This is a genomic window from Novosphingobium sp. 17-62-19, assembly GCF_002256775.1.
Taxonomy (GTDB): Bacteria; Pseudomonadota; Alphaproteobacteria; order Sphingomonadales; family Sphingomonadaceae; genus Novosphingobium.
On the sequence record NZ_NCII01000102.1, the window covers coordinates 1 to 14,486 of the forward strand.

Genomic DNA, 14,486 nt, shown 5'->3' on the forward strand with positions numbered 1-14,486 from the left:
CCTGTTCTTCTTCTTCATCTTCAGCTGGGTGAAGGCGACCGTCCCGCGCTATCGCTATGACCAGCTGATGCGCCTGGGCTGGAAGATCTTCCTGCCCGTATCGCTGCTGTTCGTGGTGCTGGTAAGCGGCTGGCTGATGCTGACGAGGTACTCATGAAATCTCGTATTTTAGCCTGTGTTGCATCGCTAATGCTAGTGAGCCCTGCGTCTGCAACGAGCTATGATTGTGCCCTTGAAGGCCCGGTTTCCTTCCTGAGGGAGGGTGAGACTGCCAAGGTGATGCGGATCGAGACCGGTTACTCCGACTGGAAGTTCAAACTTCATATTGCCGATTCAAAGGGCAAGGACGAACCGTCTTATGCCGAAGTGATTTGGCCAGCTGACCCGATTCAAATTGAGGGTAAATATCCATACATTCCGACCTCGGAATTTTCGGGTGTGGTTACTGCAATCTCTGGTGGACCTTGCACATTTACAGAGCGTGCTTGTGTTACGATGATCCAGATCGTTGATCAAAGCGAAGGCAAATCGAAAGTGATGATTTTGCCGTCTGCAATTGCTGGCGACGCAAAGACCGGACGTGAGCCGTTTGTAGCGCTGCTTGAGGGCGAATGTGCCAAGGGAGCCGTGAAATGACCCCCGCCCAACTCATCAAGTCGTTCACCCTGTGGGAGTTCGTGAAGGCGCACTGGCTGACCTTGAAGTATCTCTTCAAGCCCAAGGCGACGATCAATTACCCGTTCGAGAAGAACCCGCTTTCGCCGCGCTTCCGTGGTGAACATGCGCTGCGTCGTTATCCCAACGGCGAAGAGCGCTGCATCGCGTGCAAGCTGTGCGAGGCGGTGTGTCCGGCGCAGGCGATCACCATCGAATCCGAACCGCGTGAGGACGGCAGCCGCCGCACCACGCGGTACGACATCGACATGACCAAGTGCATCTTCTGCGGCTTCTGCCAGGAAGCCTGCCCGGTCGATGCCGTGGTCGAAGGGCCAAACTTCGAATATGCGACCGAAACGCGCGAGGAGCTGCTTTATGACAAGACCAAGCTGCTCGCGAACGGGGACAAGTGGGAGCGGGCGATTGCCGCGAACCTTGAAGCCGATGCGCCGTATCGCTAGGGGGCCGCGCTGATGATCCAGGTATTTGCCTTCTATCTCTTCGCCACGCTCTGCATCTTCAGCGGTGCTGTGACGATCCTCGCGCGCAATCCGGTGCATTCGGTGCTCTGGCTGATCCTCGCGTTCTTCAACGCTGCCGGCCTGATGGTGCTGGTGGGCGCGGAGTTCATCGCGATGCTGCTGGTCATCGTCTATGTCGGCGCGGTCGCGGTGCTGTTCCTGTTCGTGGTCATGATGCTCGACATCGACTTTGCCGAACTGAGGGCAGGGTTCGTGAAGAACTTCCCGCTGGGCATTGCGCTGGCGGTGGTGCTGTTCGTCGAACTGTTCATCGGCCTGGTCGTGCATGGCGCGGGCGGGGTTGAACTGGGCATTGCCAGTGGAACCGCCACGCAAGCGGCGGACATGTCGAACATTCAGGCCATCGGGGCGCTGCTCTACACGCGCTACCTGTTCCTGTTCGAAGCGGCGGGCATCATCTTGCTGGTCGCCATGATCGGCGCCATCGTGCTGACGCACCGTGAGCGCAGCGGCACGCGCGGCCAGAACGTTGCCAAGCAGAACGCGCGCCGTCCGCAAGACGCAACGATCAACATGCAGCCGGAAAGCGGCAAGGGAGTTCAGCTGTGATAAGTGGGTTCACACCACAGCCGCTCATCCTGGGCCTGTCGAAGGATGAATGCGCGACGCTCGCGTACGGGCTTCGACAAGCTCAGCCTGAGCGGGGTTTGGGTTTAAATACGGGGTCGAGTGAATGATCGGCATCGAACACTACCTAGTCGTCAGCTCGATCCTGTTCGTGCTGGGCGTGCTGGGCATCTTCCTCAACCGGAAGAACGTGATCATCATCCTGATGGCGATCGAACTGATCCTGCTGTCGGTGAACATCAACTTCGTCGCGTTCAGCGCGTTCCTGCACGATCTGGTCGGACAGGTCTTCGCGATGTTCGTGCTGACCGTGGCGGCGGGTGAGGCGGCTATCGGGCTTGCCATTCTGGTCATCTATTTCCGTGGTCGCGGCACGATTGCCGTGGACGACGTCAACCGGATGAAGGGCTGAGTCGGGGCAATGTCTTCCATCCTGATCATCGTATTCCTGCCGCTTCTGGCAGCGATTATCGCCGGGCTTGGCAACAAGCGCATGGGCGCGGTGCCCGCCAAGGTCGTGACGACCGGGGCGCTGTTCATCTCCTGCGCGCTGTCATGGCCGATTTTCCTGTCGTTCCTCGGCGGCCATGCCGAAGCCAGCGTCACGCCGGTGCTGCAGTGGGTCAAGTCGGGCACGCTCGACTTTGACTGGGCGCTGCGGGTCGACACGCTGACAGCGGTCATGCTGGTGGTTATCACCAGCGTCTCGGCGCTCGTCCACCTGTATTCATGGGGGTACATGAGCGAGGAGCCGGATCAGCCGCGCTTCTTTGCGTACCTCTCGCTGTTCACCTTCGCCATGCTCATGCTGGTGACCGCCGACAACCTCGTCCAGATGTTCTTTGGGTGGGAAGGCGTGGGCCTTGCCTCGTACCTGCTGATCGGTTTCTGGTTCCGCAAGCCGAGCGCAAACGCCGCCGCGATGAAGGCCTTCGTGGTCAACCGCGTGGGCGACCTTGGCTTCATGATGGGCATTTTCGGGACGTTCCTGGTGTTCGGCACCGTGTCGATCCCCGAAATCCTTGCCGCCGCGCCCGGAATGGCCGGTTCGACCATCGGCTTCCTCGGCTATCGCCTCGATACGATGACCGTGTTGTGTATCCTGCTGTTCATCGGCGCAATGGGCAAATCGGCGCAGCTTGGCCTGCACACCTGGTTGCCCGACGCGATGGAAGGCCCGACCCCGGTTTCGGCGCTGATCCACGCAGCCACGATGGTCACCGCCGGTGTGTTCATGGTCTGCCGCCTGTCGCCGATGTTCGAAGTCAGCCCGACGGCGCTGGCGATGGTGACGTTCATCGGCGCGATGACCTGCATCTTCGCGGCCACAGTTGGCACGACGCAGACCGATATCAAGCGCGTGATCGCCTATTCCACCTGTTCGCAGCTGGGCTACATGTTTTTTGCGGCGGGCGTTGGCGCCTATGGCGCATCGATGTTCCACCTGTTCACGCACGCCTTCTTCAAGGCGCTGCTGTTCCTTGGCGCAGGCTCGGTGATCCATGCGATGCACCACGAGCAGGACATGCGGTACTATGGCGGTCTGCGTAAGAGCATCCCGCTGACCTATTGGGCGATGATGGCGGGTACGCTGGCCATTACCGGCGTCGGCATTGTCGACGTGTTCGGCTTTGCAGGCTTCTATTCGAAGGATGCGATCCTTGAAGCGGCCTATGCCAAGGGGACGGAACTGGGCTATTTCGCCTTCTTCCTTGGCATCTTTGCCGCGCTGCTGACCAGCTTCTATTCGTGGCGTCTGATCTTCCTGACCTTCTTCGGCAAACCACGCTGGGAGCAGTCCGAGCATATCCAGCACGCGGTCCACGATGCGCACGGTCACGATGATCATGCACACGGTCACGACGATCACGCCCATGCACACGCTTTGTCTTCCACCATGCGTTCATCAGCGAAGGCACCGGCCACTTCTGGAAGGGTTCGCTGGTCTTTGCCGAACACACCATCCACGCGATGCATGAAGTGCCGACGTGGGTGAAGTGGGCGCCGTTCGCGGTGATGGCCACCGGTCTGCTGATCGCATGGTACGCCTACATCAAGAACACGAAGTTCCCTGCGGCCTTCGTCGAGCAGTTCGGATTCCTCTACAAGTTCCTGCTGAACAAGTGGTACTTCGACGAGCTTTACCACTATGTCTTCGTCGTCCCCGCAATGTGGCTGGGCCGGGTGTTCTGGAAGGTTGTCGACCAGGGCATCATCGACCGCTTCGGCCCGAACGGAGCCGCTTCAGTCGTGGCTCTGGGCAGCCGCGCCGCCGCCAAGCTCCAGTCGGGGTATCTCTATAGCTATGCGCTGGTCATGCTCGTCGGCCTTGTCGGCGCGATCAGCTGGGTGATCGCACAATGACCGGTTTTCCGATCCTCTCGCTGATGCTGCTGGTTCCGCTGGTTGCAGCGGTAGCCTGCCTCGTCGTGCCGCGTGAACAGGCGCGCAGCGTTGCGCTGATTGCCACGCTGATCGACTTCGTTCTGGGTGTTATCCTCTGGGCGAATTACGACATCGGTGGTGCGCAGTGGCAGTTTACCGAAAGTGCCGCGCTGTTCGCAGGCTTCTCGTGGAAGCTGGGCATCGATGGCATTGCGCTGCTGCTGATTGCGCTCACCGTGTTCCTGATGCCGGTGTGCATCGGCGCCAGCTGGACCTCCATAGACAAGCGCGAAGGCGAATATTACGCGGCGTTTTTGGTGATGGAAACGCTGATGATCGGCGTGTTTGCAGCGCAGGATCTGTTCCTGTTCTACATCATGTTCGAAGCCGGCCTGATCCCGATGTACCTGATCATCGGTGTGTGGGGCGGGGCGGACCGCATATATGCCAGCTACAAGTTCTTCCTCTACACACTGCTCGGCTCGGTGCTGATGCTGATCGCGATGTTCTGGATGGTGAACGAAGCCGGCACGACTGACATTCCGACACTGATGGCCTACAACTTCCCTGTTGAGGCGCAGACATGGCTGTGGCTCGCGTTCTTCGCCAGCTTTGCGGTGAAGATGCCGATGTGGCCGGTCCACACCTGGTTGCCCGATGCCCACGTGCAGGCTCCTACCGGCGGTTCGGTGATCCTTGCAGGCGTGCTGCTGAAGATGGGGGGCTACGGCTTCATCCGCTTTTCGCTGCCGATGTTCCCTGAAGCATCGGCACAGTTCGCGCCGCTGGTGTTCTTCATGTCGATGGCAGCCGTGGTGATCACGTCGCTGATCGCGCTGGTGCAGACCGATATGAAGAAGCTCATCGCTTATTCGTCAGTCGCTCACATGGCGATTGTTACGGTCGGCCTGTTTGCCTTCAACCAGCAGGGCCTTGAAGGCTCGATGCTGATCATGCTCAGCCACGGCCTCGTCGCTGGCGCGCTGTTCCTCAGCGTTGGCGTGATCTACGACCGTCTGCATACGCGTGAGATTGCGCGTTACGGCGGCTTGTCGATCAACATGCCGTATTATGCAGTGTTCTTCCTTTTGTTCACAATGGCGTCCATCGGCCTTCCGGGGACGAGCGGCTTTGTGGGTGAGTTTCTCTCGCTGATCGGGATCTACCAGATCTCCAGCTGGGTCGCGCTGATCTGCACCACCGGAATCATCCTGGGTGCGGCCTACATGCTCTACCTTTACCGCCGCGTGGCCTATGGCGAACAGAAGAACGCCGATGCCGCCGCCATGCCCGATCTCGACAAGCGAGAATGGGCGATGATGATACCGCTGGCTGCCGTGGTGCTGTGGATGGGCGTGTACCCCGAAAGCTTCATCGCCCCGATGCGCAAGGATATTGCCGCGCTGGACGCGCGCTTGGCGCAGGCCAAGCCGAAGGGCGATGCCCAACCTACTGCTGGCCAAGGAACTTCTGGAAAGCCGATGGCCGCTCACAATTCCGGGCATTCTGCCGCACACAATGCAGCGCCTGAGGGGGCACACTGATGGACTTCGCCCGTTCGCTTGCGCTCACCGCGCCTGAAATCCTGATTTCGGTATCCGGGTTGGTACTTCTGATGGTCGCCGCCTGGGGCGGTGACAAGGCTTCGCGCCGTATCTCGATAGCCTCGGTTGCCGTGCTGACCGCTTGCGCTTTCCTTACCGCACCCACGCTCTGGGGGCAGGCGATGGGGCCGGACGTGTCGGCCTTTGGCGGACAGCACCGTGCCGATGCCTTCGCTGCCTTTGCCAAGCTGCTGATCTATGCCAGCGCGGGCGTGACGCTGATCATCGCGCAGCCGTTCTTCGACAAAGCCAAGGCGATGCGCGCGGAATTCCCGCTGCTCGTCCTGTTCGCCTCGCTCGGCATGGGCATGATGGTGTCGGCCGGAGACTTGCTGGCGCTCTATATCGGTCTCGAACTGAACAGCCTTGCGTCCTATGTGCTGGCGTCGTCGCTGCGCAACAACGAGCGTTCGGCGGAATCGGGCTTGAAGTACTTCGTGCTGGGTTCGCTGGCTTCGGGCATCCTGTTGTTCGGCATGAGCCTGACCTACGGGTTCACCGGCACCACCAGCTTTGCCGGGATCAACGCCGCGCTGTCCGGCGGGCTGCCCACCGGTGCGACTTTTGGTCTGATCTTCATGCTGGCAGGCCTTGCCTTCAAGATCAGCGCGGCACCGTTCCACATGTGGACGCCCGACGTTTATGAGGGCGCGCCGACCCCGGTGACGACGTTCTTTGCCACGGCTTCTAAAGTTTCCGCGCTGGGCCTGCTGATGCGCGTCAGCTTTGAGGCTTTCGGTAGCCAGACGCAGGCATGGCAGCAGGTCGTGATCTTCATGGCGCTGCTCTCGATCGTGATCGGTGCACTGGGCGCGATTGGTCAGAACAACATCAAGCGCCTGATGGCCTATTCGTCGATCAACAACGTCGGCTTCATCCTGATCGGCCTCGCCACGGCGACCCGTGCAGGCGCTTCGGCGATGCTGGTCTACATCGCGATCTATGTCGCCATGTCGGTGGCGGGTTTTGTGGCAGTGCTGCTTCTGCGCGACGAAAATGGCGAACAGGTTGAGGCGATTTCGGATTTGGCGGGGCTTTCCAAGACGCGCCCGTGGATTGCGCTGGCGATGGCGTCGGTGATGTTCAGCCTTGCCGGCATTCCGCCGCTGTTCGGCTTCTGGGGCAAGTTCGTGGTATTCCAGGCTGCGGTGCAGGCAGACATGATCGCACTTGCCGCCATCGGCATTGCGGCATCGGTGATCGGTGCGTTCTACTACCTCAAGGTCGTGAAGGTCATGTATTTTGACGAGGCAGCCGATGTGGTGAAGGGCACAGGCGAAACCTCGCACACCGTGCTGCTGGTGCTGTCGACGCTGGCAATTTCACCGCTGGGCTATCTTGGAACGAAGTGCCTCGGGACGCTGGCAGACTATGCCACTGCCGCGCTGATCCCGGTCGGTTGAGCTTTTGATCGAAAGGCTGGCTGAAATCCCTTCGACCAACGGCGCGCTATTGGCTCGCCTTGGTGGAGGGGAACATGTGCAGGAAGGTCGGTGGTTGGTGGCCGACCGCCAGAGTGCTGGGCGCGGGCGGGCAGGGCGCGTCTGGTCGGATGGCTTTGGCAATTTCATGGGATCGACGGTTGTGCATTTGCGCGCCAGTAATCCTTTGCCGCAGACCCTTGCGCTGGTGGCTGGTCTTGCCGCGCACGAGAGTGTGATGGCGCTGGCCCCGCAATTACAGGACTTGCGACTGAAATGGCCGAACGATCTGTTGGTGGGTGAGACCAAGTTGGCGGGCATTCTGCTTGAGCGGCAGGGCGATGCAGTGGTTGTGGGCATCGGCGTGAACCTTGTGCAGTCCCCGGACCTTTCAGATCGTGCTACGGCAAGTCTCGCGGCGCTGGGCTTCACCATCACCCGCGATGCTTTTGCTGCTGAACTTGCCGCACGGTTTCGTGATGCAGCTGATCGCTGGCACTATGGCGAATGGCCGCTGCTGCGCCAGCAATGGCTCACGCGGGCATTGCCCACAGGGACACTGGTTTCGGTCAAGGATCGCGACCACGGCGTCATTATGGGAGCGTTCGCAGGTATCGATGACGATGGCGTGGCCCTTCTGCGCTTGGCGGATGGCGCAGTCCGTGCCATCCACGCGGGCGACATAGATATGGTGGGTTCTCATGCTTCTGGCGATTGATGTCGGCAATACCAACATCGTTTTCGCCCTGTTTCAGGGCCGCGAGATCAAGTCACGCTGGCGCGTCGCCACCGATCCCCGCCGCACGGCAGATGAATATGCGGTGTGGCTGCTGCAATTGATGCAACTTCAGGGCTTTGACTCGAAGGCGGTAAAGCAGATACTCATCTCCACGGTCGTGCCGCGCGCGTTGCACAACCTGACGGTGCTGTCGCAGAAGTACTTTGGCCTCGATCCGCTGATTGCTGGGCAAGCACCGGTTGAATGGGGTTTCGAGGCTGACGTGGACGAGCCGCGCTCGCTCGGCGCGGATCGTGCGGTCAACACCGTGGCGGCGCACGCCAAGTTTCCGGGCGATCTGATCGTGGTCGATTTCGGCACGGCGACGACGTTCGACGTGGTGGACTTCAACGGGTCGTACAAAGGCGGCATCATTGCGCCGGGGATCAACCTTTCGCTTGATGCACTGGTCAATGCCACGGCCAAGCTACCGCGTATTGCCATCGCTCCGCCGCGCGGCACCAACACCGTCATTGGCCGGAATACCGAAGATCAGATGCAGATTGGCGTGTTCTGGGGATATGTTGCGATGATGGAGGGGCTGATTTCCCGCCTTCGCGCCGAAATAGGCCGACCGGCCAAGGTTATTGCAACAGGTGGCCTTGCTGTCCTGTTTGATGAGCACACCGACATTTTTGACCATGTGGACACCGATCTGACGCTCGATGGCCTGGCGATACTTGCAGAGCGGACTGGCCTTGCAGAGCGGAAAGCAAATTCGTGAAATCAGCTAAAGAACTACTTTTCCTTGCGCTCGGCGGATCGGGCGAAATCGGGATGAACGTCAACCTCTATTGCTGCGATGGCAAATGGCTGATGGTCGATCTCGGCATGACGTTTGCCGACCCCTACTATCCCGGTATCGATCTGGTCTTCGCCGATCTGGATTTTATCGAGCAGCGGCTCGACGATCTGGTAGGCATCGTGCTGACCCATGCGCACGAAGATCACATCGGCGCGGTGCCCTATTTCGCACAGGATCTCGGCGTGCCGCTCTATGCCACGCCTTTTACCGCCAAGCTGGTCCATGAAAAGCTGGTCGAGGCTGGGATCGACAAGGAGATCGAACTCAACGTCATCGATCACCTAGATCGTTTCGAACTTGGCCCCTTTGGCATCCGCTATGTGCCGCTGGCGCATTCGATTGCCGAGGGCAATGCACTGCTGATCGATACACCGCATGGCAAGATATTCCACACCGGTGACTGGAAGCTGGATGACGAGCCGCGCATCGGCACGCCTGCGACCGAGGAAGAACTGACTGCGATTGGCGATGAAGGCATTCTCGCGCTGGTCTGCGATTCCACTAATGTTTTCAATCCGAAGCCTTCGGGTTCCGAGGGCGAAGTTCGCGCCGGGTTGATGGAAGCGGTCGCTGCGCAGAAGGGGCGGCGGGTGGTTGTCACCACGTTTGCTTCCAACGTGGCGCGATTGCAGACACTGGGCGAAGTGGCCGAAGCGACGGGGCGCAAGCTTTGCGTTGCTGGCCGCTCGCTCGACCGGATCATCCGCGTTGCCAAGTCCTGCGGCTATCTCAAGGGCTTTCCCGAACTCGTCCACATGGACGACGCGATGGACCTTCCGCGCGGTGAACTCCTGGTGCTGGCCACGGGTGGGCAGGGTGAGGCGCGTGCGGCACTGGCCCGCATCGCCGGAGAGCAGCATCCTATCCGACTTGAGAAAGGCGATGTCGTTCTGTTCTCCAGCCGCCAGATCCCCGGCAATGAACTTGCCATCGGGCGCATCCAGAATTCGCTTGTCGAAAAGGGCGTAAAGCTGGTCACCGACAAGCAATCGATGATCCACGTTTCCGGGCACCCGGGGCGGCCTGAACTCGTGGCGCTATACGACTGGATCAGGCCGGAAATCCTTGTGCCGGTCCATGGCGAAATCCGCCACATGGCCGAACAGGCGCAGCTTGGGCTAGACGAAGGCATTCCCAAGGCGATCTTCCAGAAGAACGGCGATCTCATCCGCCTTGCACCGAATGGGCCAAAGAAGATTTCGGAAGAGCGGGCGGGCCGTCTTGTGCTGGACGGTGACATCATTGCGCCTGCCGATGGCGAAGGCGTGGTGGCGCGGCGCAAGCTTTCGCTTAACGGCCTGATCACCGTGGCGCTGGCCGTGCGGCGCGATGGGGTGTTGGCTTCGGACGTTGAGGTTGCGGCTATCGGCATCCCGCTCGATGAAGACATGGAAGCCTTTGTCGCAGAAACCAAGGTTGAGACTGCCGAGGCTATCCGAAACCTCAAGGGTGACCGCAAGCGTGACCGGGTGGCCGTGGCAGAAGCGGTGCGCCTTGCCGTGCGCCGGACCGGTCAGCGCTGGTCTGGAAAAAAACCGGTTGTGCAGGTCATGCTGCGGGAAAGCTGAGGCACCCCATGAAGATCACTTCGATTATTGCGATCTACGGCCTGTTCTGGGTTATGTCGGCGTTCCTCGTGCTGCCTTTCGGCGTGCGCACACATGATGAACTGGGCACGCCCAAAGTGGCTGGGCAGGCCGATAGTGCGCCGGGGAATTTCAACCCGCGCAAGATTATCACCCGCGCCACCATTCTGTCTATCCTGTTGTTTGCGTTCTATTATGCGAACTACATGAATGGCTGGATCACCGTTGCGGACCTCGACATCACGACGTACTTTTCGCACGGTCGGTGATCGGCGGGCCGGGCAGCACGAAGGGCGGGGCGTGGCGCAGGATTGATCCAGCGCTACTCTGGCTTCTCCTGCTCGCCGCAGTGATCCGCCTGTCGATCGCGCTGCTGACAGTCTATCACCACCCGGACGAAATCTGGCAGTACATCGAACCGGCCTATGGGTTGGTCACCGGTGACTGGGTACGCACCTGGGACATCCGGCTCGGCATCCGCAGCTGGCTGATTCCTCTGGCCATATTGCCCTCTGTTTGGCTCGGTCACGCGATTGATCCTGCGGGGGAATTGCACCTTCTCTTGCCCCGTTTGGCAACCGGCCTCGCCTCGCTCGGCGTGGTCTGGAGTGCCTGGTCATTCGGCGCGCGCATCACCCGACAGCACGCCATCGCGGCAGCCTTTGTCGCGGCAGTATGGGTCGACATTGCCTACTTCGGGGTGCGACCATCAAGCGGCAGTCTGGCAACGTTGGCAATCCTGCCCAGCCTCGCGCTGCTGGTGCGGTTTCGGGATGCAGGGCGTGGTCAGGATGCTGTGCTTGCGGGTTTCTTGCTTGGCCTTGGATGCATTTCGCGGTTCCCGCTGGGGCCAGCTTTGGTGATACCGTTTCTGTGGGCTGCACGGTTCGATTTTCGCAAGAGCTGGCCGTTGCTGCTGGGGGGAGCGGCAGGCGGCGTACTGGTTGATGTATTCGCCAATGCCATCATGGGTGAATGGCCGCTTTTGTGGATATATAACAACGTTTTCGCCAACGTTGTTGCGAACCGAAGTCACGCCTACGGACTGGAGCCAGCCACCTGGTATTTGCAGGTTCTGGCTTGGCAGTGGCAGTTTGCTTTCGTGCTGATCCTGCCTTCGCTGGTGTTTGGGGCGAAGCGGTATCCGGTGCTGCTGGCGACGGCTTTGGCAGTCATCGCAGTGCATTCGGGCATCGGGCACAAGGAGTATCGGTTCATCCTGTTGGGGGTGATGCTGTTGGTTTTGCTCGCTGCAATCGGGTCGGTTGACCTGTTGCAATGGTTGGCGCGCAAAGGGCAGAATGCCGTGCCGAAACGGCGCTTTGCACTGCTGCTGGTGCTGTGGTTGGCGCTTTCGGTGCATTTAGGTGCTGTTCAGCCGTTCGCGGTGAACTGGACGATTGGGCAAGCCCCGCTCAAGGCGCTGCGGACCGCGCGTTTGGTGCCGGGTGTGTGCGGCGTGGCAACCTATCGCATCCGCGACGTGCCGTTCATGTCGCGCGCGATGTTCAATCGCGATGTGCCTGCGCTTTTGCTTGATGGGCCAATCTCGGCGTCATTGGCCCAATCGCGCTATAACGTGGCAATCGCACCGATCGAGCATCTGGGCGAGTTGCCGCAGGCCTATCGCTTTGCCGGGTGCATGTCGCCCAGGGCGCCGCTGTTCGAACAGCAGTATTGTGTCGCGGTCAGGCCGGGGCCGTGTACGGGTTCAGCGGGCGTGTTCGATTACAACCGACAGTTGATCGCCAAGGATCTATAAGCCGTCAGACTCCTTCAAGGGCGTAACCGGCCGAGCGCACGGTGCGCACCGGATCAGCAGCGCCGGGGATGGCGACGGCCTGACGCAGGCGGCGGATATGGACGTCCACGGTGCGCAATTCGATGTCGCTGCCGCTGCCCCAGACCGCATCGAGCAATTGCCCGCGCGAGAAAACGCGACCGGGATGCTCCATGAAGTGCTTGAGCAGGCGGAATTCGGTGGGACCGACCTTCATCGGCGAGCCGCGACGGGTGACGCGGTGCGCGTTGGGATCGAGCGAGAGATCGCCGACAGTGATCGTCTCTCCGGCCAGAGCGGGGCGCACGCGGCGCAGGACTGCGCCGACGCGGGCGATCAGTTCGCGCGGGGAGAAGGGCTTGGTAACATAATCGTCCGCGCCGATTTCCAGTCCACGAATGCGATCATCCTCATCTGAACGGGCGGTGAGCATGATGATCGGGACGTGCGCGGTTTCCTTGTTACGGCGCAAGCGGCGGCAGACCTCGATGCCGCTGGTGCCACCGATCATCCAATCGAGGAGCACGAGATCCGGCGCCTCCTCTGCGGCAAGCAGCAGCGCTTCATCACCGTCGTCGGTGGTGCGCACATCGTAGCCTTCGCCGCGAAAGCGGTATTCGACCAGTTCGGCCAGAGCCGTATCGTCTTCAACCAGCAGCAATTTGGGAGCGGGCACGCGAACCTCCATGACAGTCAGCTTGCCAAAGCACCCGAAATGTTACCACCATATGACGATAATGTGAAAAGGGCAGTCAGGCAGGGGGAATGACTTCCTCGCGCTCGGGCAGGTTGGCGCCAGTGGCAGCGTAGTACACCATTTCGGCGATATTGGTGGCGTGATCGCCGATCCGCTCGATATTGCGGGCGACGAACAGCAATTGCGCCGCGCTGCTGATGGTGGCGGGGTTTTCCACCATGAACGACACCAGATTGCGGAAGATCGAATCGTAGAATGCATCGACCTTGGCATCGCGCAGCACGATCTCTTCGGCGCTGACCGGATCGCGTGCGGCAAACGCGGTGAGAACATCGTGGACCATGTCAGCGGCGAGTTCGTTCATCGCAGGCAGCAGAGTCAGTGGTTCGAACCGCTTGCGGCCTTCGATGATGCCCACGCGCTTGGCGATGTTCTTGGCATAGTCGCCAATACGCTCGATGACGCCTGCAATCTTCAATGCGGCGATGACTTCGCGCAGATCGTCCGCCATCGGGGCGCGCAGGGCGAGGACGCGGATCGCCAGTTTGTCGACTTCGGCTTCAAGCTGATCGATCCGCTTGTCACGCGCGATCACACCGGCGGCCAGTTCATGGTCACCGCGCACCAGCGCATCCATCGCTTCGGAAACGGAAAGCTCGGCTAGGCCACCCATCTCCGCGACAAGGCCGCGCAGCCGGGTGATATCCTCGTCGAATGCCTTGACGGTATGTTCGGCCACCATTTCGTCCTTCTCGTCCCGTTTCCTTGGCTCAGCCGTAGCGGCCAGTGATGTAGTCCTTCGTCCGTTCTTCGCGCGGATTGGTGAAGATATCGGATGTCTTGCCGTATTCAACGACCTTACCCAGATGGAAGAACGCGGTGCGTTGCGAAACGCGCGCGGCCTGCTGCATCGAGTGGGTGACGATGACGATGGCATAGCGACCGCGCAGATCGTCGATCAGTTCTTCGATGCGCGCGGTGGCGATGGGATCAAGGGCCGAACAAGGCTCGTCCATCAGGATCACTTCGGGATCGACGGCGATGGCGCGGGCGATGCACAGGCGCTGCTGCTGTCCGCCGGAAAGCGCGGTGCCGCTGTCGGACAAACGGTCCTTCACTTCATCCCACAGGCCTGCGCGGCGGAGCGACTGTTCGACGATGCCGTCCAGTTCGGCCTTGCTGCCGGTGATGCCGTGGATCTTCGGGCCATAGGCGATGTTGTCGTAAATCGACTTGGGGAAGGGGTTCGGCTTCTGGAACACCATACCTACGCGGGCACGCAACTGCACCACGTCCATGCCGGACTTGTAAATGTCTTGCCCGTCGAGCAGGATTTCACCTTCGACGCGGGCATTGGCGATGGTGTCATTCATGCGGTTCAAGGAACGCAGGAACGTGGATTTGCCGCAGCCCGATGGGCCGATGAAAGCCGTGACATAGCGCTGCGGAATTTCGATGGACACATCGTCAATCGCGCGCTTGTCACCATAGAAAACCGACACGTTCTTCGCGCTCATCTTCAAAGGCGCGTCGAAGTAGGGCTTTTCTTCAGCCTGCGGTTCTGCCGGGATCACTTCAGCGTTCATTTTACCACCGTTGTTCGAAGCGGTTGCGCAAGTAGATCGCAAGGCCGTTCATCAGGAGCAGGAAGACGAGGAGTACCA

At 60.3% G+C, this 14,486-nt stretch carries 15 protein-coding genes and 1 pseudogene; 13 read left to right on the forward strand and 3 right to left on the reverse strand.

What is annotated here, in order from left to right:
- From B7X90_RS16010 to B7X90_RS16070, 13 genes and pseudogenes are all read left to right on the forward strand, one after another.
- Nucleotides 1-157, forward strand: a 157-nt coding sequence (locus B7X90_RS16010) for an NADH-quinone oxidoreductase subunit H (protein WP_292626111.1), incomplete at its 5' end; no start/stop codon positions are given.
- Nucleotides 154-636: a hypothetical protein gene (locus B7X90_RS16015; protein WP_292626086.1), complete on the forward strand. Its 483-nt coding sequence runs from the start codon at nt 154-156 to the stop codon at nt 634-636. The genes B7X90_RS16010 and B7X90_RS16015, both read left to right, overlap by 4 nt.
- On the forward strand, nt 633-1,118 hold the full coding sequence (gene nuoI, locus B7X90_RS16020; RefSeq protein ID WP_292626087.1) for an NADH-quinone oxidoreductase subunit NuoI: 486 nt from the start codon (nt 633-635) through the stop codon (nt 1,116-1,118). The genes B7X90_RS16015 and nuoI overlap by 4 nt, the downstream gene beginning before the upstream one ends.
- 12 nt (nt 1,119-1,130) lie before the next feature.
- Complete coding sequence (locus B7X90_RS16025; protein WP_292626088.1) at nt 1,131-1,748, forward strand: NADH-quinone oxidoreductase subunit J; 618 nt, start codon at nt 1,131-1,133, stop codon at nt 1,746-1,748.
- A gap of 124 nt (nt 1,749-1,872) precedes the next feature.
- Entirely contained in the window at nt 1,873-2,178 is a 306-nt protein-coding gene (gene nuoK, locus B7X90_RS16030) for an NADH-quinone oxidoreductase subunit NuoK (protein ID WP_292626089.1), read from the forward strand.
- Nucleotides 2,179-2,187: 9 nt separating this feature from the next.
- Nucleotides 2,188-4,130, forward strand: a pseudogene (nuoL, locus tag B7X90_RS16035) (NADH-quinone oxidoreductase subunit L).
- Complete coding sequence (locus tag B7X90_RS16040; protein WP_292626091.1) at nt 4,127-5,695, forward strand: NADH-quinone oxidoreductase subunit M; 1,569 nt, start codon at nt 4,127-4,129, stop codon at nt 5,693-5,695. The pseudogene nuoL and the gene B7X90_RS16040 overlap by 4 nt, the downstream one beginning before the upstream one ends.
- Nucleotides 5,695-7,158: an NADH-quinone oxidoreductase subunit NuoN gene (nuoN, locus tag B7X90_RS16045; RefSeq protein WP_292626093.1), complete on the forward strand. Its 1,464-nt coding sequence runs from the start codon at nt 5,695-5,697 to the stop codon at nt 7,156-7,158. The genes B7X90_RS16040 and nuoN overlap by 1 nt, the downstream gene beginning before the upstream one ends.
- A 4-nt stretch (nt 7,159-7,162) precedes the next feature.
- The gene (locus B7X90_RS16050; RefSeq protein WP_292626096.1) at nt 7,163-7,894 is read left to right on the forward strand and encodes a biotin--[acetyl-CoA-carboxylase] ligase; all 732 of its coding nucleotides are present in this window, start codon (nt 7,163-7,165) and stop codon (nt 7,892-7,894) included.
- Entirely contained in the window at nt 7,878-8,678 is an 801-nt protein-coding gene (locus B7X90_RS16055; protein ID WP_292626098.1) for a type III pantothenate kinase, read from the forward strand. Before B7X90_RS16050 ends, B7X90_RS16055 begins: the two co-directional genes overlap by 17 nt.
- A complete protein-coding gene (locus B7X90_RS16060; protein ID WP_292626100.1) occupies nt 8,675-10,327 on the forward strand; it encodes a ribonuclease J in 1,653 nt (550 codons plus the stop codon). The genes B7X90_RS16055 and B7X90_RS16060 overlap by 4 nt, the downstream gene beginning before the upstream one ends.
- An 8-nt stretch (nt 10,328-10,335) precedes the next feature.
- Nucleotides 10,336-10,614 carry a DUF1467 family protein gene (locus B7X90_RS16065; protein ID WP_292626103.1) on the forward strand — a complete coding sequence of 93 codons (279 nt, stop codon included), beginning with the start codon at nt 10,336-10,338 and terminating at the stop codon, nt 10,612-10,614.
- On the forward strand, nt 10,611-12,107 hold the full coding sequence (locus B7X90_RS16070; protein WP_292626105.1) for a mannosyltransferase: 1,497 nt from the start codon (nt 10,611-10,613) through the stop codon (nt 12,105-12,107). Before B7X90_RS16065 ends, B7X90_RS16070 begins: the two co-directional genes overlap by 4 nt.
- 4 nt (nt 12,108-12,111) lie before the next feature.
- Here B7X90_RS16070 and phoB read toward each other — a convergent pair whose 3' ends face one another.
- The 3 genes from phoB to pstB form a co-directional block, all read right to left on the reverse strand.
- The gene (phoB, locus tag B7X90_RS16075) at nt 12,112-12,801 is read right to left on the reverse strand and encodes a phosphate regulon transcriptional regulator PhoB (RefSeq protein ID WP_292626107.1); all 690 of its coding nucleotides are present in this window, start codon (nt 12,799-12,801) and stop codon (nt 12,112-12,114) included.
- A 76-nt stretch (nt 12,802-12,877) separates the two neighbouring features.
- Complete coding sequence (phoU, locus tag B7X90_RS16080) at nt 12,878-13,564, reverse strand: phosphate signaling complex protein PhoU (RefSeq protein ID WP_292626108.1); 687 nt, start codon at nt 13,562-13,564, stop codon at nt 12,878-12,880.
- A gap of 28 nt (nt 13,565-13,592) precedes the next feature.
- Nucleotides 13,593-14,408, reverse strand: a complete 816-nt coding sequence (pstB, locus tag B7X90_RS16085; RefSeq protein WP_292626109.1) for a phosphate ABC transporter ATP-binding protein PstB — start codon at nt 14,406-14,408, stop codon at nt 13,593-13,595.
- Nucleotides 14,409-14,486 lie beyond the last annotated feature (78 nt).